This window comes from Streptomyces sp. NPDC003248 (assembly GCF_055563235.1).
The window spans coordinates 109110-128217 of sequence record NZ_JBVHDT010000006.1; the positions used below are offsets into that span (position 1 = coordinate 109110).

At 71.2% G+C, this 19108-nt stretch carries 16 protein-coding genes and 1 tRNA gene; 11 read left to right on the plus strand and 6 right to left on the minus strand.

Annotation, left to right across the window (positions count from 1 at the left end; all coding sequences use genetic code 11):
* Positions 1-26: 26 nt before the first annotated feature.
* Both ACZ3KJ_RS16585 and ACZ3KJ_RS16590 read right to left on the minus strand, forming a co-directional pair.
* Positions 27-3080, minus strand: a complete 3054-nt coding sequence (locus ACZ3KJ_RS16585) for an SUKH-4 family immunity protein (RefSeq protein WP_467527573.1) — start codon at positions 3078-3080, stop codon at positions 27-29.
* 7 nt (positions 3081-3087) lie between these two features.
* Complete coding sequence (locus ACZ3KJ_RS16590; RefSeq protein ID WP_467527575.1) at positions 3088-4113, minus strand: SMI1/KNR4 family protein; 1026 nt, start codon at positions 4111-4113, stop codon at positions 3088-3090.
* A 309-nt stretch (positions 4114-4422) separates the two neighbouring features.
* On the opposite strand from ACZ3KJ_RS16590, the gene ACZ3KJ_RS16595 reads away from it, so the two are divergent.
* On the plus strand, positions 4423-4938 hold the full coding sequence (locus ACZ3KJ_RS16595; protein WP_467527576.1) for a YwqJ-related putative deaminase: 516 nt from the start codon (positions 4423-4425) through the stop codon (positions 4936-4938).
* 89 nt (positions 4939-5027) lie between these two features.
* Positions 5028-5522, plus strand: coding sequence for an SUKH-3 domain-containing protein (locus ACZ3KJ_RS16600; RefSeq protein WP_467527578.1), 495 nt, complete (start codon positions 5028-5030; stop codon positions 5520-5522).
* Between the two features lie 28 nt (positions 5523-5550).
* Here ACZ3KJ_RS16600 and ACZ3KJ_RS16605 read toward each other — a convergent pair whose 3' ends face one another.
* Positions 5551-6837: a sensor histidine kinase gene (locus ACZ3KJ_RS16605; protein ID WP_467527580.1), complete on the minus strand. Its 1287-nt coding sequence runs from the start codon at positions 6835-6837 to the stop codon at positions 5551-5553.
* Positions 6838-7003: 166 nt separating this feature from the next.
* On the opposite strand from ACZ3KJ_RS16605, the gene ACZ3KJ_RS16610 reads away from it, so the two are divergent.
* The 7 genes from ACZ3KJ_RS16610 (at position 7004) to ACZ3KJ_RS16640 (ending at position 12828) form a co-directional block, all read left to right on the plus strand.
* Entirely contained in the window at positions 7004-7876 is an 873-nt protein-coding gene (locus ACZ3KJ_RS16610) for a hypothetical protein (RefSeq protein ID WP_467527582.1), read from the plus strand.
* Positions 7877-7886: 10 nt separating this feature from the next.
* A tRNA-Gln gene (locus ACZ3KJ_RS16615) sits at positions 7887-7957 on the plus strand.
* Between the two features lie 113 nt (positions 7958-8070).
* Positions 8071-9519, plus strand: a complete 1449-nt coding sequence (gene glmU, locus ACZ3KJ_RS16620; protein WP_467527583.1) for a bifunctional UDP-N-acetylglucosamine diphosphorylase/glucosamine-1-phosphate N-acetyltransferase GlmU — start codon at positions 8071-8073, stop codon at positions 9517-9519.
* Between the two features lie 133 nt (positions 9520-9652).
* A complete protein-coding gene (locus ACZ3KJ_RS16625) occupies positions 9653-10627 on the plus strand; it encodes a ribose-phosphate diphosphokinase (protein ID WP_467527584.1) in 975 nt (324 codons plus the stop codon).
* Between the two features lie 250 nt (positions 10628-10877).
* Complete coding sequence (locus tag ACZ3KJ_RS16630; protein WP_389522221.1) at positions 10878-11474, plus strand: 50S ribosomal protein L25/general stress protein Ctc; 597 nt, start codon at positions 10878-10880, stop codon at positions 11472-11474.
* Positions 11475-11556: 82 nt separating this feature from the next.
* Positions 11557-12159 (plus strand): aminoacyl-tRNA hydrolase, encoded by a 603-nt coding sequence (pth, locus tag ACZ3KJ_RS16635; protein ID WP_401694960.1) that lies wholly within the window; start codon positions 11557-11559, stop codon positions 12157-12159.
* A gap of 69 nt (positions 12160-12228) precedes the next feature.
* Positions 12229-12828, plus strand: coding sequence for a hypothetical protein (locus ACZ3KJ_RS16640; protein ID WP_467527585.1), 600 nt, complete (start codon positions 12229-12231; stop codon positions 12826-12828).
* A gap of 267 nt (positions 12829-13095) precedes the next feature.
* Here the strand turns inward: ACZ3KJ_RS16640 and ppc are convergent, their stop codons facing one another.
* Complete coding sequence (ppc, locus tag ACZ3KJ_RS16645) at positions 13096-15825, minus strand: phosphoenolpyruvate carboxylase (RefSeq protein WP_467527587.1); 2730 nt, start codon at positions 15823-15825, stop codon at positions 13096-13098.
* A gap of 290 nt (positions 15826-16115) precedes the next feature.
* Here ppc and ACZ3KJ_RS16650 point away from each other — a divergent pair, with 290 nt between their 5' ends.
* Positions 16116-17126, plus strand: coding sequence for an acyl-CoA desaturase (locus ACZ3KJ_RS16650; protein WP_467527589.1), 1011 nt, complete (start codon positions 16116-16118; stop codon positions 17124-17126).
* Positions 17123-17800 carry a TetR family transcriptional regulator gene (locus ACZ3KJ_RS16655; RefSeq protein ID WP_385067550.1) on the plus strand — a complete coding sequence of 226 codons (678 nt, stop codon included), beginning with the start codon at positions 17123-17125 and terminating at the stop codon, positions 17798-17800. The genes ACZ3KJ_RS16650 and ACZ3KJ_RS16655 overlap by 4 nt, the downstream gene beginning before the upstream one ends.
* 174 nt (positions 17801-17974) lie before the next feature.
* Here the strand turns inward: ACZ3KJ_RS16655 and ACZ3KJ_RS16660 are convergent, their stop codons facing one another.
* Together ACZ3KJ_RS16660 and ACZ3KJ_RS16665 are read right to left on the minus strand one after the other, a co-directional pair.
* Positions 17975-18148, minus strand: a complete 174-nt coding sequence (locus ACZ3KJ_RS16660) for a CsbD family protein (RefSeq protein ID WP_352247780.1) — start codon at positions 18146-18148, stop codon at positions 17975-17977.
* 101 nt (positions 18149-18249) lie between these two features.
* Positions 18250-19047 (minus strand): trans-aconitate 2-methyltransferase, encoded by a 798-nt coding sequence (locus ACZ3KJ_RS16665; RefSeq protein ID WP_467527591.1) that lies wholly within the window; start codon positions 19045-19047, stop codon positions 18250-18252.
* Between the last annotated feature and the right edge of the window lie 61 nt (positions 19048-19108).

The window sequence follows — 19108 nt, forward strand, 5'->3', positions numbered from 1 at the left end:
CTGCACACGTCAGCGGGGCGTACGCCTCACAGCAGCCCGTCCCACATCTGCTCCAGCAGCACCGACCACCAGCTCTCCGGCGAACCGAGCGCCGCCGGATCCAGCGCGGCCAACTGAGCCTGGAAGTCGACGGTCCAACGGCCCGCCTGCTCCTGGTTCAGACCGAACCGCAGCCGCCACATCCGCCCGAGCAGCGCGAGGCAGCGCGCGAACTCCGGCAGCCCCGTGTTCACGAACTGCGGCGGCACCGGCGCCCCGCCCGGCCCCGCCTCCACCGGCACGGCGACGATGTTCGCCGTCCCGTACTGCACACAGATCGCCTTGCCGAAGTCACTGCCCATGACGAGGTACGAACCCGCGTCCGACGCAGGCTGCACCCCCCGCTCCGCCGCCAGCTCCGCCAGCGTCGGCACCGGCCGTCCCGGCTGGGCCTGCGCCCAGAAGAACGGCCCCATGTCCATCGGCAGCCCGGCCACCACCAGCGTGTGCGCCACGACCGGCGGCACCCCCTGCCGGGACACCGCCGCCTGCTCGAACCGGAACAGCCCCGGCCCGAACGCCGCCCCCAGCTCCTGCGCCACCGCCTCCGGCGGAATCGGCGGCGCCGGCTGCACCGGCGGCAACGGCGCCCGCACCGGCGCGGGGCGCGCGGGACCGTCCGCGACCTGGTGCAGCTCGCCCTGGTGGGCCAGCAACTGCTGCATCCCCTGCTGCCGGCTCGCGTGATCCGCCCCGTAGGGGGCGATGCTCGTGATGCGCGCCTGCGGCCACTGCTCCCGGATCATCCGCGCGCAGTACGCACCCGGCAGCTCGCACGACTCCAGCTCGGTGTGCAGCTCCAGCACCTGGTCCGGCGGCACGTTCATCGCCCGCAGCTCGTGGAAGATCTGCCACTCCGGGTGCGGCGTCCCCGGCGCCGAACGCCGGATCAGCTGCTGCTCCGACCCGTCCTGCGCCCGGTAGCGCAGCACGGCCTGGTAACCGGGGCCGACCGTCGGCTGACCCTGCTGCGGATACCCGTACGCCGGCGGCTGCCCCGGCACCGGCACACCCGGCGGAGGCATCGCACCGGGCGGAGGCACGGCACCCGGCGGCGGCACGGCACCCGGAGGCATCGGCTGCGGGGCGCCCGGAGGCATCCCAGGGGCGCCCGGCGCACCCGGAACGCCGGGAGCGTACGGAGCAGGCGGCGGCGGGGGCACGCCCGGGCCACCCGACGGGGGCGCGGCCAGCATCGTCTCCGCATGGTGAACGGCACCCCGCGCACCCCCCGAGGAGCCGTGCCCGCCCGGTGCACCAGGCATACCGGGGGCGCCCGCAGCACCCTGGACACCAGGCGCGTTGGGTCCGCCCGGCGCACCCGGAGCGCCCGGAGCGCCCGGAGCGCCCGGAGGCTGCGCACCCCCGCCCGGACCCATCCGACCGGGATCGGCCAGCATCGTGGCGGCATGGTGGACACCGCCCGGCGGCGTGCCGCCGGGGGCGTTCGGCGGAGTCGGCGGGGCCGGCGGGCCGGCCTGTCCCGGCCCACCGGGCGGACCGGGCGGGTTGGGCGGGTTGGACCCGCCCGGGGCTCCCGGGCTACCCGGTCCCCCCGGCCCGTCGGGGCCGAGCGCCGACACGAGCTGCGTCGGCACATAACCGCCCGCCGGAGCGCCAGGCACACCTGGCACACCTGGCGCACCCGGCACACCCGAGCCGGCGGAGGGCGGAGAAGGAGGCGGGGGCGGTGTGGCGCCCGGCCGCGCACCCGGCGTCCCCGGCGCTCCCGGCGGGGGCGGCGGGGTCGCTCCACCACCACGCCCACGGCGCGGAGGCGCCGCCTTGCTGGTCGCGGCGTCGGCGATGTCACCGGCGTGCGGCGCCAGCGGCCGCGCCGGGGCGCCCGCGGCACCCGCGGCACCTGGAGCACCCGGAGCGCCCGGAGCGCCCGGAGCGCCGGGAACCTGCGGCGCACCCGGGGCCTGCGGGTAGCCGTACGACTGCGCACCCGGCGGAGGCGTGCCCGGAGAACCACCCGGAGGCGGAGTACCGGGACTCCCCGGAGGCGGAGTCGGGGGAACCCCCGGAGCGCCGGGCCCCTGCGGATAGCCGTACGGCTGCGCACCGGACGGAGGCGGGGGAGGCGGCGGAGTGCCACCCGGCACACCACCGCTCGGCGTACCCGCGCCAGGCACAGGCGGCGCGGGCGGCGCGCCCTGCGCCTCCTGCGCACCACCCGGCCCGTTCGGATTGCCGAGCGCCGGTGCCACCGCCGTCGGCGGGAGCCGGCTGCCGCCAGAGATCAGCGCCGTCTTGGCGTCGGGCTGGGACGAGGGCGGCCGCACCTCGTCGTCGGAACCGCTCAACGGCGGCGCGAAGACCGTCGCGGGAAGCGGAACGGAACGGTCGTCCCCCGGATCGGCGTTGGTGTCCGTACCCGTCCAGGGCGTGGCCCCGACCGGCACGGCGGGCGCCTCCGGAACAGAAGGCCCGGACGCACCGGCACCGGCACCCGAACCTGCACCAGCCCCCGAGCCCGAGCCCACCCCGGCACCGGCACCAGCCCCCGCATCCACAGGCACCCCGGCCTGCGTCTGAGGCAGCGCCGGATCAGGCGTCACGGACCCACCAGCTCCACCGGACCCACCGGCCCCACCGGCACCCTGCCCGTCCGCAGCCCCCTGCCCCTGCGCAGCCCCCTGCCCCTGCTCCCGCTCCCCGATCCCCAGCCGGTCCGCCGCCTCCTGCAACCACTCCGGCGGCGACAACAGGAACGACGTCTGATTCAGATCCACCCGCGCCGCCGGCGCCGGCACCGCATCGGCGACCTCACCCTCCGGACGCCCGTACTCCTCCTCGTACCGCCGGATCACCTCGCCCACCGGCAACGACGGCCACAACGAGACCTCCCCGCTGTCCCGGGCCAGCACCAACCGCTGCCCGCCCCCGTCCGACCGCGGCCCCTCCGCACGGTCCTCGGCCCACACCACGAACCCGAGTCCGAACTCCCGCACCCGCACCTCACGATGCTGGTACGCCGGAACGTCCCCGTTGACCCACTCTTCCCCGCGCTCCTGCGCCTGCGCGAACGTCACCATCGCCGAATCACTCCCCCGCGCCCACGGACGACACCGGCACGACCCGCGCGAACCCACCGTCCACCATCAGGTTCGCCACCGTCTCCAACTCCGGCGGCCGCCCCGCCAGACGCGACAGGAACGCGTCGAAATCCTCACCGCACGGCAGCAACAACCGCTCCACCCGCTCCGCCGGCGACCACGCCGGATCCACGTCCCGCGCGTCGTCGTACGCGCAGAACCACACCGAACCGACCCGCTCGCCCTTCACCTTCACCGCCAGCAGACCACCCTGCACGAACCCGACACCCAGATAGTCCTTCGTCAGATGGTCCCGCAGGCACTTGTTCACATACACCAGGTCATTGACCGCCGCCTCGTCCCGCACCGTGAAGAACGGCTGGTCCACCAGCAGCCCCAACTCCGCGTCCAGCGCCACCCCCACCGGCGCACACCCGCCCGCCGCCTTCAGGAACGACCGGTACGCACCCGGCAACCGGTACCCCAGATCCTCCTCCACCCCCTGCACCTGCGACTCCGACACCGCCACACCCGACTTCGGCAGCCCGAAATGCGCCGGACGCGTCTCCTGCAACGGACGCGTCCCCCGCTTCCCCTGATCCACCACCGCCGTCGCCACACCACCGTGATGCCGCAACAACGCCTTCACCTCGACCGGCACCAGCTCGAGCCGCCGCGACCCCACCACGTGATGCCACGTCCAGCCGTGCGGCGTCGCCACACTCGCCACCGTGTCCCACAACTCGTGCCCCGACGCCGCCAGCGCCGCGTTCGCCGACACATAGTCCGTCAGCCGCAACTCATCGACCCCGAACCCCTCCGGAGGCTCCGCGATCTCCGCCGCCGCCCGCGCGTACGAGGAGAAGTCCGGGTAACCCCGCTCATCGACCCGTACCCCCCTCGGGTGACGCGCGGCACGCACCGGATCCGGGAAATGCACGACCTGCCCCGCATAAGCCGCGTTCGGCGGCACGGCGTGTCCCCCGGCCTGGCGGCTGGGCGGTGCCCCCAGCCCGAGCCGACCTGTCGTCATCGCGGTTGCCCCCTGCGGCACTCGGTACGGACCACAGCGACCGGTTCCGCTTCCGGTACCGGCCACCGCATCCCGTATGCGGCTGTCTCCAACGGTCTCCCCGCGCGTCAACCGCGCGCCGGGCGGTGCCGACAGCCTATGCGGTACGACGACACCGGTCACCGGCCCTCCACTTCCGTGACCAGCCGTCACCCCGCCGTGACAGCCCGCCCCCGCACGGGCGTGTCGCACCGCCCCAGCTTCCACACACGCCACGCCATTTGGCACCCTGTGTGCTCCGGGGGGATGCAAGGGAGGGGAAAGACGATCATGAACGCCACGCAAACGGGACCGCACACCGGCCACTCCGGCGACCCCCGCATCGGCTGGAGCCACGACGAGACTCCCCACGCCCCCACCCTCCACCACCGCCGCGACGGCATACTCCCCGCCATCGCCGCCGCCCTCTCCGTCCGCGGCGCCACCCTCACCGGCACCGCCGCCCGCGGCGACCACCCCCCGGCACTCCACCCCCTCGTCCAGGACTTCCTCGACACCCTCACCAGCAGCCAACGCGACCGCTTCACCGGCCGCTGCGCCGAGGCACTCCTCATCTCCCGCCACATCACCGCCGCCGACTCCGCCCGCAGCAAACGCGCGGCCCGCAGACCCATGACCAACGGCGAAGCCCGCAAAACCCTCAAACACGCCAAACTCACCGCACGACGCATCCGCGAGGACGGCGACCCCCTCCACGGCAGCTTCGCCACCCCCTGCCGCGCCTGCACCGCCCTCAGCGCCCACTTCGGCGTACGCATCATCGACCCCACCGCGACCGACGCCTGACCCCCTACCCCACACCCCCACACACCCCACACACCCCCATCACGGCGGCCCCCACGACCCCGACCCCCACCCCGACCCACGACAGGCCCATGCACCCCGACCGCACCTCCACCACCCGCTTCCCCGTCCCCGTCGACGCGGCCCTCCGCTCCGCCGGCTGGCAACCCGGACGCTGGGACATCAAACAAGCCGAGATCTGGGCCGACACCCTCCGCGACCACACCTCCCCCGCCGGGCACCGCCACGCCGTCTTCCCAGCCGCCGTCGAAGCCTGGGCCGAATTCGGCGGCCTCCACATCACCCCCACCGGCCCCGGCCGCCAGATCGCCCCCGTCAACCTCGACCTCGACCCCCTCCACGGCCTCCACCTCGCCCGCACCCTCGGCGACCTCGGCCGCGCCCTCCACACCGACCTCAGCCCCCTCGGCACCGAAACCGACAGCCAGGCCCTCCTCGCCATCGACGCCCAAGGCCGCGTCTACGCCCTCGACCACACCGGCGACTGGTACCTCGGCCCCGACATCGACCAAGCCCTCGGCACCCTCGTCTCCGGCATCCAACCCGTCCGCCTCACCGCCGGCTGACCACCCCACCCCCGGCCACGCAACCCGCCTACGCCGCCGGAATCACCGCCGACACCCGAAAACCCCCCGCCTCCGTCGGCCCCGACACGAACACCCCACCCAACCCCACCACCCGCTCCCTCATCCCCACCAAACCGTTCCCCCCCGACGGCAACCCCGCCGACGACGCCGACCCCACCTCCGACGGCGGCTCGTTCTCCACCTGCATCGCGATCTCCGCCACCCGATGCGCCAACCGCACACGCGTCTTCGCCCCCGCCGCATGCTTGTGCACATTCGTCAACGCCTCCTGCACCACCCGGAACGCCGTCTGCTCCACCTCCGGCGCATACGCCCGCACCTCACCCTCCACCGACAACTCCACCACCATCCCCGCAGCCGCCGACTGCCCCACCAACTCCTCCAACTCCGACAGACACGGCCCCTCACCCTCCTCCCCACCCCGCGACACCACCGGCGCCACCACCGCCACCGGCGCCGCCACCCGCCGCACCCCCTCCCCGCTGCGCAACACCCCCAACATCTCCCGCAACTCCGTCAACGCCTGCCGCCCCATGTCCCCCACCAACGCGGCATTGCGCACCGCCTTCTCCGGATCCTTCCGCGCCACCGCCTGCAACGCCGCCGCATGCACCACCATCAGACTCACCCGGTGCGCCACCACGTCATGCATCTCCCGAGCGATCCGCGTCCGCTCCTCACTCCGCGCCCACTCGGCCCGCTCCTCCGCCCGCTCGGCCAGCAGCTGCAACTCCCGCTCCAGACTGTCCGCCCGCTCCCGCAGACTCTCCATCAGCCGCCGCCGCGCCCCCACGTACAACCCCAGCAGCACCGGCGGCGCCGTCAGCCCCAACGACGTCGTGATCGAGGCGAACGGCACGAACCAGTCCCCCAGATCCAGATCCCCCCGCACCATGTCCTGCCGCACCCGCACGAACATCACGATCAACGTCCCCACCAGCTGCATCCCCGCCAGCGACCCGATGATCCGCCGCGGCAGCTCCGACGCGGCCAGCGTGTACAGCCCCACGATCCCCATCAGGAAGCCCATCTGGGCCGGGGTGATCGCGATCGACACCAGCACCACCGCGATGGGCCACTGCCTGCGCACCAGCAACACGGACCCCGCGAGCAGCCCGAAGACCACCCCCGCCACCACCGGGATCCCCGCGTCCCGCGCGAACGGAACCCCCTCCACCGCACACTCCGCGGCCGACACCACCGCCAGCCCGCAGTCGAACACCGCACTACGGCGCCTGGCCCACCACCACGGCCCTCCCCGAGCCGCCGTGCCCTCTTCCCCCGTCGTGGTCATGCCCCCAGCCTACGGGCGCCGGCCCCGGCTTTTCCGGCGACTTTCCACGACCGGCCCACACCACGCCCCACAACCGAACAACCCCGAAACCCACCGGTATCCCTCGAACTGCTGAACCACGACCGTTCGACCCCGGAACCTCTCATTCCGCCCGGACGATATCCGTATGGCACTTACCAAAGGCAAGTACGCGGACTTCGAGGCGTTACGGAACCGGGCGGTCGCCCTGCGGCGAGCCGGCTACAGCCTCCGGCAGATCCGCGACGAGCTGAAGATCTACAACAACGACATCCTCAACCAACTGGTGAAGGGCGAGCCGCCACCGGAGTGGACGAAGCGACCGCGCGCAAAGGACGACCTCCGCGCCAAAGCCAGGCACCTGCGCCTCCAGGGCTGGACCTACGACCAGATCGAGGCCGAGCTGGGGTGCTCCAGGAGTTCGGTGTCACTGTGGGTACGGGACCTGCCGCGCCCCGAGCGCCGACGCAGCCGCGACGAGGCGGCGGCGATCGCCAGAAAGGGATGGGAGGCGAAGCTCCGCATCCGCGACAAGGAACGACAGCGGACCAAGACCGGGGCCGCCGCCAGGATCGGCGCACTGTCCGACCGCGAGTTGTTCCTCTTGGGCGTCGGTTTGTACTGGGCCGAGGGCAGCAAGGACAAGCCGTACGAACGGCGTGAGGTCGTCACGTTCGTCAACAGCGACCCAGGCATGATCGAGGTCTTTCTGGCCTGGCTGGATCTCCTTGGAGTGGCGCGGGACCGGCTGCGCTTTACCGTCATGATTCACGAGAACGCGGATGTTCCGGCCGCCGAGCGGTACTGGGCCGACCTGGTCGGCGCCGACGGCACAGCGTTCAACAAGACGACACTCAAGAAGCACAACCCCAAGACAGTCCGGAAGAACATCGGCGACTCCTACCGAGGCTGCCTGGTCATCAAAGTCCTGAAAGGAGCCGACTTGTACCGTCGCATTGAGGGCTCCTGGTACGGCATAGTGGTGTCCGTGCGTGAAGCCGATCAACGAAATCGGACATAGTGCACAATCTTCCCGGATCGTCTAAAGGTAGGACAAACGGTTTTGGTCCGTTGAATGAGGGTTCGAGTCCTTCTCCGGGAGCCCCCGCACAAGTGGGCCCTGACAGCAACGTCAGGGCCCACTCACATGTCCCCCAAGAAACGCCCCGGTATCCTTCGGATGTCTCCACCCCTACACAGCCGAAGGGCAACTCCGTGAGCGCCATTCGCCCGGCAGCCGTCGTCGTTCTCGCAGCGGGTGAGGGCACCCGCATGAAGTCGGCCACACCCAAGGTCCTGCACGAGATCTGTGGCCGCAGCCTCGTGGGTCATGTGATGGCGGCCGCCCGTGAGTTGAAGCCGGAGAACCTGGTCGTCGTGGTCGGGCACGCGCGGGAGCAGGTCACCGAGCACCTCACGGGGATCGACCCCAAGGTGCGGACCGCGATCCAGGCGGAGCAGCACGGTACGGGGCACGCCGTCCGGATGGGTCTGGAGCAGCTGGGCGGGGTCGTCGAGGGGACGGTCGTGGTCGTCTGCGGTGACACTCCGCTGCTGACGGGTGCGACGCTGGCGGAGCTGGCGGCGACGCACGAGGCGGACGGGAACGCCGTGACGGTGCTGACGGCGGAGGTGCCGGACGCGACGGGGTACGGGCGGATCGTGCGGGACGAGGTGTCCGGTGCGGTGACCGCGATCGTGGAGCACAAGGACGCGACGCAGGCGCAGCGGGCGATCCGTGAGATCAATTCGGGTGTGTTCGCGTTCGACGGTGTGCTGCTGGCGGAGGCGCTGAAGCAGGTGCGGACGGACAACAGTCAGGGTGAGGAGTACCTGACGGACGTGCTGTCGATTCTGCGTGAGGCGGGTCATCGGGTGGGTGCGTCGCTGGCGGGTGATCACCGTGAGATCGCGGGGATCAACAACCGGGTGCAGTTGGCGGAGGCGCGGCGGATTCTCAATGACCGTCTGTTGACGGCCGCGATGTTGGCCGGTGTGACGGTGGTGGATCCGGCGTCGACGTGGGTGGATGTGACGGTGACGTTCGAGCAGGACGCGGTGGTGCATCCGGGGACACAGTTGCTGGGGTCGACGCATGTCGGTGAGGGTGCCGAGGTGGGTCCGAACAGTCGTTTGAAGGACACGTCGGTGGGTGCGGGGGCGCGGGTGGACAACACGGTGGCCGATGGTGCGCGGGTGGGTGCGCAGGCGTCGGTGGGTCCGTTCGCGTATCTGCGTCCGGGGACGCGTCTGGGGTTGAAGGCGAAGGTGGGGACGTACGTCGAGACGAAGAACGCGTCGATCGGTGAGGGGACGAAGGTTCCGCACCTGTCGTATGTCGGTGACGCGACGATCGGTGAGTACACGAACATCGGTGCGGCGAGTGTGTTCGTGAATTATGACGGGCAGGACAAGCACCACACGACGGTGGGGTCGCATTGCCGTACGGGTTCGGACAACATGTTTGTGGCTCCTGTCACGGTGGGGGACGGGGCGTACACCGCTGCGGGGTCTGTGATCACGAAGGATGTGCCGCCCGGTTCGTTGGCTGTGGCCCGTGGTCAGCAGCGGAATATCGAGGGTTGGGTGGCTCGTAAGCGTCCGGGCAGTGCGGCGGCGAAGGCGGCCGAGGCGGTGTCCGGGCAGGGTGGTGGCGAGGAGTGAGGGGAAACGGTCACGCCGATCTCGGCGTACCGTGATAGGTGCAACCCGCACCCCACCAGCCGAGACGGCCGCGTCGCGCCCAGTGGCGAGGTCTCTCGACAGCCGGCTGAGAAACCTCTGAGGAGACTGTGCTGTGACCGGGATCAAGACGACCGGCGAGAAGAAGTTGATGTTCTTCTCCGGCCGCGCCCACCCCGAGCTTGCCGAGGAGGTCGCCCACCAGCTGGGTGTCGGGGTCGTCCCGACGAAGGCCTTCGATTTCGCCAATGGTGAGATCTATGTGCGTTATCAGGAGTCCGCTCGTGGTGCGGACTGTTTCCTGATCCAGAGCCACACGGCTCCGATCAACAAGTGGATCATGGAACAGTTGATCATGATCGACGCTCTGAAGCGTGCGTCGGCGCGTTCGATCACGGTGATCGTGCCGTTCTACGGTTATGCGCGGCAGGACAAGAAGCACCGTGGTCGTGAGCCGATCTCGGCGCGTCTGATCGCGGACATGATGAAGACGGCGGGTGCGGACCGGATCCTCACCGTCGATCTGCACACGGACCAGATCCAGGGCTTCTTCGACGGTCCGGTGGATCACCTGTTCGCGCTGCCGCTGCTGGCGGACTACGTGGGCAGCAAGGTGGACAAGACGAAGCTGACGGTGGTCTCGCCGGACGCCGGCCGTGTGCGGGTGGCGGACCGCTGGTGCGACCGTCTGGGGGCGCCGCTGGCGATCGTGCACAAGCGGCGTGACAAGGACGTGGCGAACCAGGTGACGGTCCACGAGGTCGTGGGCGAGGTCAAGGGCCGGGTGTGCGTCCTGGTGGACGACATGATCGACACGGGTGGCACGATCTGTGCGGCCGCGGACGCGTTGTTCGCGCACGGTGCGGAGGACGTGATCGTGACGGCGACGCACGGTGTGCTGTCGGGTCCGGCGGCCGATCGTCTGAAGAACTCGAAGGTGAGTGAGTTCGTGTTCACGAACACGCTGCCGACGCCGGGTGAGCTGGAGCTGGACAAGATCACGGTGCTGTCGATCGCGCCGACGATCGCGAGTGCGGTGCGTGAGGTGTTCGAGGACGGTTCGGTGACGAGCCTGTTCGACGAGCAGTGAGCTGCCGAACGCTGCGCATGATCGATTCTGCTGACGGTTCCCTCTGATCGATCGCTCGACGATTCGATCGGCGGATCGATTTCTCTGCGGCCTTCCGCGCCGAGTAGACTGTTCCAGTTGCTCGGCGAGGGAGGCCGTACGTCGTCTTCGGACGGTGGTACGGCGGTCCGTTATCGACGCGCTCTTCGTAGCAGGCCGTTCGTGGCCGGGTGACCACGTCCGTTCCTGACTTCCACGAGGAGTGATCCATATGTCCGAGGTGAAGCTCGCCGCCGAGACGCGCACCGAGTTCGGCAAGGGTGCCGCGCGTCGTATCCGCCGCGACAACAAGGTCCCCGGTGTTCTGTACGGTCACGGCTCGCAGCCGCTGCACCTGACCCTGCCGGGGCACGACCTGCTGCTGGCGCTGCGTACGCCGAACGTCCTGATCTCCCTGGACATCGACGGCAAGTCCAACGAGCTGGCGATCCCGAAGGCCGTGCAGCGCGACCCGCTGAAGGGCTTCCTGGAGCACGTCGACCTGCTGCTGGTCAAGCGGGGCGAGAAGGTCACGGTCGAGATCCCGGTCCAGACCGAGGGTGAGCTGGCCGCGGGCGGCAACCTGCTCGAGCACGTGCTGAACGCGCTGCCGGTCGAGGCCGAGGCCACGCACATCCCGGAGGCGGTCACCGTGTCCGTGGAGGGTCTGGCGGCCGGTGCCTCGGTCCACGCCAAGGACATCAAGCTGCCGAACGGTGTGACGCTGGCGGTCGACGAGGACGCGGTCGTCCTCCAGGTGCTGGCCGCGCAGGCCGAGGAGGCCGCGGAGGGCGAGGCGGCCGAGGGCGCCGAGGTCGCCGAGGCCTGATCCTCACCTTCGTCGTTCTTTCGTCAGCCGCTGTTCCCGTGCGTCGTGTACGGGGGCAGCGGCTGGCGCGTATCAAGGAGACATGGACGTGACGAGCGACCCCAACGCCCCCTGGCTGATCGTGGGGCTGGGCAATCCGGGGCCGGAGTACGCGATGAACCGGCACAACGTGGGGTTCATGGTGGCCGATCTGCTGGCCGAGCGGGTCGGGGGGAGGTTCAAGCGGGCGAGCAAGGCGCAGGCGCAGGTCGTCGAGGGGCGGATCGGTCCGCCGGGGCCGGCGAACCGGCGGGTGGTCCTGGCGAAGCCGATGTCGTACATGAATCTCTCCGGTGGTCCGGTGAACGCGCTGCGGGACTTCTACAAGGTGCCGGTGGCGAACGTGGTGGCGGTCCATGACGAGCTGGACATCGACTACGGGACGCTGCGGCTGAAGCTGGGGGGCGGGGACAACGGGCACAACGGGCTGAAGTCGATGACGAAGGCGTTCGGTGCGGACTACCACCGGGTGCGGTTCGGGATCGGGCGGCCGCCGGGGCGGATGCAGGTGGCGGATTTCGTGCTGAAGGACTTCGCGTCGGCGGAGCGCAAGGAGCTGGACTGGTTCGTGGACCGGGCTGCGGACGCGGTGGAGTGTCTGGTGATCGAGGGGTTGGAGCGGGCGCAGGGCACGTACAACTCCTGAGGCGCTTGCTGAGGCCGGTTCCACGGCGGAGGTTGACGGGCCGTTCAGGCATGGCCAATGATCCTCGCCATGCCTGTCACAGCCGCATCGTCCCGTGGGGCGCGGTCGCGCCGGGGGTCGTCGTCCAAGGGCCGGGCGCCGTCCCGTAAGGGCCGGGGGTCCGCCCGTCCGGCGTCCCGTCCGGCGTCCCGTCCGGTCTCGCGTCCGGCTTCGCTCGTCGCGCTGCGGTTCGGCCGGCTGGCGGCGATGGGCGCGGTCGCCGTGCTCATCCTGGTCGCGGGGGTGTGGGGGTCGTGGGGGACGGCGCAGCACGTGATGCTGACGAAGGGGCGGGAGCAGGGCACGATCGTGGTGGCCCGGTGTGGTGAGGAGTCGTGTTCGGGGCCGTACACGCCGTTGTCGGCGGGGTCGACGGCGCGGGCGCGGGTGGTGATCGAGAAGTCGGTGGCCGTGCGCAAGGGCCGGACGTACACGGTGGTGATCAAGCCGGACAGTGACGAGGTGGTGCGGTCGGGTCCGGCGGGGGTGCTGTACGCGTGGGTGCCGCTGGGGGGTGCGCTGCTGCTGGCGTCGGTGGTGGTGGCGGGCGGGCTGGGTCGTTCGCGGGTGGGGTGGGTGCTGGCGGGGTCGGGGGTGGCGTTGTTGTCGGCGGCGTTCCTGACGGTCTGAGCGCCGTACGGCGGACGCACCGTGACGACGGACGGGGGCGCCCCCGGAACCGGGGGGGTGCGGGGGGGCCCCCGGGTGTCGGGGGGTGCGGGTCAGCCGGGGTTGCGCAGGCCGGCGGCGACGCCGGTGTGGGGGGGGGGGGGGGTGGGGGGGGGGGGGGGCGGGGCGGGGGGGGGGCCGGGGGGGGGGCCGGCCGGGGGCGGGGGGGGGGGCCCCCCCCCCCCCGGGGGGGGGGGGGGGCCGCCCCCGTGTGTCGGGTGGTGCGGGTCAGCCGGTGTTGCGCAGGCCGGCGGCGACGCCGTTGACGGTGAGGAGGAGGGCGCGGGCGAGGAGGGGGTCGGGTTCCTCGCCGGCGGTGGCGGCGTCGCGCTGGCGCTTGAGCAGGGCGACCTGGAGGTAGGAGATGGGGTCGAGGTAGGCGTCGCGGATGGCGAAGGTCTGCTGGAGGGCGGGCTGGGCGTCCAGCAGTTCCCGCTCGCCGGTGATCTTCATGACCTCGGCGACGGTGAGCTCGTGTTCGGCCTGGATGGTGTCGAAGACGTGCTTGAGCTCGTCGGGGACGAGGGTGTCGACGTAGTGGCGGGCGATGCGCAGGTCGGTCTTGGCGAGGGTCATCTCGACGTTGGAGATGAAGTTGCGGAAGAAGTGCCACTGTTCGTGCATCTCGTCGAGCACGGTGTCCAGGCCCGCCTCGCGCAGGGCCTTGAGGCCGGAGCCGACGCCGAACCAGCCGGGGACGATCTGCCGGGACTGGGTCCAGCCGAAGACCCAGGGGATGGCGCGCAGGCCGTCGAGCGAGACGCCGGAGCCGGGGCGGCGGGAGGGCCGGGAGCCCAGGTGCAGGTCGGCGAGCTGGTCCACCGGCGTGGACGCGAGGAAGTACGCCGGGAGGTCGGGGTCCTCGACGAGCCTGCGGTAGGCGGCGTGGGCGGCGTCGCTGGCGACGTCCATGGCGGCGTCCCAGCGGGCGAGGGCTTCGTCGGACTGGCGGGGGGCGGTGTGCAGGGCGGAGGCCTGGAGGGTGGCCGCGACGGTCAGTTCCAGGTTTTCCCTGGCCAGGGACGGGATGAGGTACTTGTCGGAGATGACCTCGCCCTGTTCGGTGACCTTGATCTCGCCTTCGAGGGTGCCCCAGGGCTGGGCGAGGATGGCGTCGTGGGAGGGGCCGCCGCCGCGGCCGACGGTGCCGCCGCGGCCGTGGAAGAGGCGGAGGCGGACGCCGTAGCGGTGGGCGACGTCGCGCAGGCGGCGCTGGGCGCGGTGGATCTCCCACTGGCTGGTGGTGATGCCGCCGAACTTGGAGGAGTCGGAGTAGCCGAGCATGACCTCCTGGACGTCGCCGCGCAGCGCCACGAGGCGGCGGTACGAGGGGTCGGAGAGCATGTCCTCCAGGATGGTGTCGGCGGCCTTGAGTTCGTCGGTGGTCTCCAGGAGGGGGACGATGCCGATCTTGGCCCAGCCGGCGTGCAGGTCGATCAGGCCGGCCTCGCGGGCGAGGACGGCGGCGGCGAAGACGTCGTCGGCGCCCTGGCACATGGAGATGATGTAGGACTCGATGACCTCGGGTCCGAAGACCTCCAGGGCGCGCTTGACGGTGAGGAAGACGCCGAGGGTCTTCTCGCCGGCGGCGTCGACGGGCGCCGGGGTGCCGGCCAGGGGGCGCCGGGAGCGGAGTTCCTTGGCGAGGAGCTTGGTGCGGTATTCGCGGGGCATGTCCGCGTACCGCCAGGATTCTTCGCCGAGGCGGTCGAAGAGCTGGCCGAGGGCGTGGTGGTGGGCGTCGGCGTGTTCGCGGACGTCCATGGTGGCGAGCTGGAGGCCGAAGGCGGCGAGGGTGCGGATGGTGCGGTTCATGCGGCCGTCGGCGAAGAGGGCGCCGCGGTGCTCGCGCAGGGAGCTCTGGACGAGGGTGAGGTCCGTCAGGAGTTCGCTGGTGCCGAGGTAGTCGTGGCCGGGCTCGTGGGGGGTGCCGGTGGCGAGGCGCCGCTTGGTGTTCTCGAGCTTCTGCCGGATGCAGGTGGCCTTGAGGCGGTAGGGCTCTTCGGCGTTGAGCCGCTTGTAGCGGGGGCTGATCTCGGGCAGGCGTTCGAGGTCGGCCTTCAGCGACTCCAGGAGTTCCTCGGTCGCGCCGGTGTAGCGGATGGAGTTGGAGAGGAAGCCGCGGAGTTCGTCGATCATCTCCAGGGCGTCGTTGATGCCGTGTTCGTGCTGGAGGATGAGGACGTCCCAGGTGACCTGGGGGGTGACGTTGGGGTTGCCGTCGCGGTCGCCGCCGATCCAGGTGCCGAAGGTCAGCGGGCGGGTGTCGTGCGGGAGGGTGACGCCGACGCGTTCGAGTTCGGCGGTGAGGTCCTCCAGGACGTCGCCGACGGCGCCCGCGTGGAGTTCGTCGAGGTAGTAGATGGCGTTGCGGGCCTCGTCGGCGGGTTCGGGGCGGACGACGCGCAGTTCGTCGGTCTGCCAGACGAGGTCGATGTTCTCGGCCAGCCGGGTGTCGTGGCGGCGGCGGTCGGATTCGATGACCGGGGTCTCCAGGAGCGCGGCGATGCGCCGGAGTTTGTTGAGCACCGACCGGCGGGCGGCCTCGGTGGGGTGGGCCGTGAAGACGGGGCGGACGTTGAGGTGGCGGACCGTCTCGCGGATGTGCTCGGGGTCGGCGTCCTTGAGGCGGTCGGCGGTGCGGGCGAGCAGGCCGCCCTCGGCGGCGCGCTTGGCGCGCAGTTCGCGGCCGCGGTGGACCTGTTCGGTGACGTTGGCCAGGTGGAAGTAGGTGGAGAAGGCGCGGACCAGCTTGGCCGCGGTCTCCAGTTCGGTGCCGCGCAGCAGCTCGGCGGCGGCCTCGCCGTCCTCTCGGGTGAGGCGGCGGACCTTCTCTACCAGCTCGAGGAGCTCGGGGCCCTCCTGCCGTACGAGGGTCTCGCCGAGGAGGTCACCCAGTCGGCGGATGTCGGCGCGCAGCTCGGTGCTGGTCGTCGTCTGGTCGTCGGCACTGCTCACAGGTGCGGCTCCTTGCAGTGTTGAAGCTCGTCTGGGAGGAACCCGTCGGGCCGGGCCGGGCGGCGTTGCCGCTTACGGTCCGGCCTTCGGGGAAGAAAGTCAGAGCGGACCGCGCTGTCCGACCGTCTCCAAGGATAGGTGTCCGTGCGGACGCGCAGGCTGGCGGGCTCTTGCCGCCAGGTTGCGCACTGCGATACTTACGATGCCGTAGGTTACGGAACCGTAGGAAGTTCGGCGCGGTTGCCGTCCCGGCTTCTGCCTCACCGTCCACGACCCCACAGGGGACGCGCATGACCACAACCTCCGACGTGATCGAAGACCCTTCCACGACGCCCGGCGGCTCCTCGGCGCTCTCCGCCACGCTGGGTGGCGAGCAGAAGCGTTCGATCGAGCAGATCACGCTGCTGCTCTTCATCACCGTCCCGTTCCTGGCCCTGCTGGCGGCGGTGCCGCTGGCGTGGGGGTGGGGGGTGAGCTGGCTGGACCTCGGTCTGCTGGTCTTCTTCTACTTCCTTGGATGCCACGGCATCACGATCGGCTTCCACCGGTATTTCACGCACGGCTCCTTCAAGGCCAGGCGGCCCCTGCGGATCGCGTTGGCGATCATGGGGTCGCTGGCTGTGGAGGGTCCGCTGGTGCGGTGGGTGGCCGACCACCGCAAGCACCACAGGTTCTCCGACGCTGAGGGCGACCCGCATTCGCCGTGGCGGTTCGGGGAGACGGTGCCGGCGCTGATGAAGGGCCTGTGGTGGGCGCACATCGGCTGGATGTTCGACGAGGAGCAGACCCCGCAGGACAAGTACGCGCCGGATCTGATCAAGGACGGGGCGATCCGGGCGATCTCCCGCCAGTTCGTGCTCTGGACGGCCGTGTCGCTGCTGCTGCCGGCGCTGATCGGCGGGCTGGTGACGATGTCCTGGTGGGGTGCGTTCACCGGGTTCTTCTGGGGTTCGCTGGTGCGGGTGGCGCTGCTGCACCACGTGACGTGGTCGATCAACTCGATCTGTCACGCGGTGGGCAAGCGGCCGTTCAGGTCGCGCGACCGGTCGGGCAACGTGTGGTGGCTGGCGGTCCTGTCGTGCGGTGAGTCCTGGCACAACCTGCACCACGCCGATCCGACGTCGGCGCGGCACGGGGTGGAGCGCTGGCAGCTGGACTCGTCGGCGCGGTTCATCCGCTGGTTCGAGGTGCTCGGCTGGGCGTACGACGTGCGCTGGCCGTCACGCTCGCGTATCGATTCCCGCCGGAACACGGGCGGGGGCGGCTCCCGGCGCCGGAAGGCGGCCGCCGACGCGGCATGATGGACGCCGTGGCGACCGACTCCAGCAGTACCCCGAGCAATGAGAAGCCGCGGCGAGCGCGTCGCACCCGGATGACCGGTGCCGAGCGCCGCCAGCAGCTGCTGGAGATCGGTCGCACGCTCTTCGCGGCGAAGGGTTTCGAGGGCACGTCGGTGGAGGAGATCGCGGCGAAGGCCGGGGTGTCCAAGCCGGTGGTGTACGAGCACTTCGGCGGCAAGGAGGGCCTGTACGCGGTGGTCGTGGACCGCGAGATGCGGCGGCTGCTGGACATGGTGACCGGCTCCCTGACCGCCGGCCACCCGCGTGAGCTGTGCGAGCAGGCGGCCTTCGCGCTCCTGGACTACATCGAGGAGTACACGGACGGTTTCCGCATCCTGGTCCGGGACTCCCCGATCCCCCAGTCCACGGGTTCCTTCGCCTCCCTGATCTCGGACATCGCCACGCAGGTGGAGGACATCCTGGGCCGCGAGTTCAAGAGCCGCGGCTTCGACCCGAAGCTGGCGCCGCTGTACGCGCAGGCGCTGGTGGGGATGGTGGCCCTGACCGGCCAGTGGTGGCTGGACGTGCGCCGCCCGAAGAAGGCGGAGGTCGCGGCGCACCTGGTGAACCTGGCGTGGCACGGTCTGGACGGCCTGGAGCAGAAGCCCCGGCTGATAGGCCACCGCAAGAGCTGACACGCGGGAGCTGACACGTGTGAGGGGCCCCGTCCGGTGGACGGGGCCCCTCGCGCGGGTGCGGTTCGCCGGCGTCGGCACGCGTCTGTGGGTTCGCGCCGGGGGCGGCGCGCGCCGGTGGGTTCGCCGGGGGCGGCGCGCGCCGGTGGGTTCGCCGGGCGCTGTCGCCGCGGATCAGCGCTTGAAGACGTCCTTCGCCTTCTCCTTGGACTGGCGGGCGTCGCCCTTCGCCTGCTCGGCGCGGCCCTCGGCCTCCATCCGCTCGTTGCCCACGGCACGGCCGACCGTTTCCTTGGCCTTGCCCTTGGCCTGCTCCATCTTCGCCTTGGACTTCTGCTCGCCTGCCACTGTCCATCACTCCCAGTCAGGTCTGCGGTCTGTCTCATCACTACGGGTGACCCGAGGGCCGAGGTTCAAACACCGGGCGGAGACACGGGGGCGGACAGGGGTCATGCCGCCTTGCGGGCGACGGCGAAGAGGCGGCGGAAGGGCAGGACCGTGCCGTAGGGCTGGCGGGGGTAGGCCGTGCGCAGCAGGTCGCGGTAGTCGGCGACGAAGGCGTCGCGGGCGTCGGGGTCGTCGGCGAGGGCGTCGAGGGCGGGGCGCAGTCCGGTGCCCCTGGCCCAGTCGAGGACGGGGTCCTCGCCGGTCAGGACGTGGTGGTACGTCGTCGTCCAGACGTCGGTGGCGCAGCCGAGGCGGGCGAGCCGGTCGAGGTAGGCGTCGGGGGCGTGGACGGAGTCCGCGGGGCGCAGGGCGGGGCCGACGCGGGCTTTCCAGCGGGGGGAGGTGCCGAGTTCACGCATGAGGGTGTGCAGGGGCGCGTCGAGGTTGTGGGGGACCTGGAAGGCGAAGGTGCCGCCGGGGGTGACGCCGTCGAGCCAGGCGGGGAAGGCGTCGAGGTGGCCGGGGACCCATTGGAGGGCCGCGTTGGAGACGATCAGGTCGTAGGTCTCGGCCGGTGTCCAGGTGGTGAGGTCGGCGTGGGCGAAGTCGAGGCGTGCGCCCGCGTGCGTCCGGGCGCGGTCGAGCATGTGGGGAGAGTTGTCGTAGCCGGTGACGCGGGCGGTGGACCAGCGGTCGGCGAGGACGGCGGTGAGGTGGCCGGGGCCGCAGCCGAGGTCGGCGATGCGGGGCGGGTCGCCGGGCAGGTCGGGGACGCGGGCGAGGAGGTCGGTGAAGGGGCGGGCGCGGTGGCCGGCGTGGCGCAGGTACTGGGCGGGGTCCCAGGTGGGGTTGGAGGTCATGTCCGCCACTTTCCCCTTCCATTCGTCTCGATATCAAGATACTCGACACCAAGAGACTTCA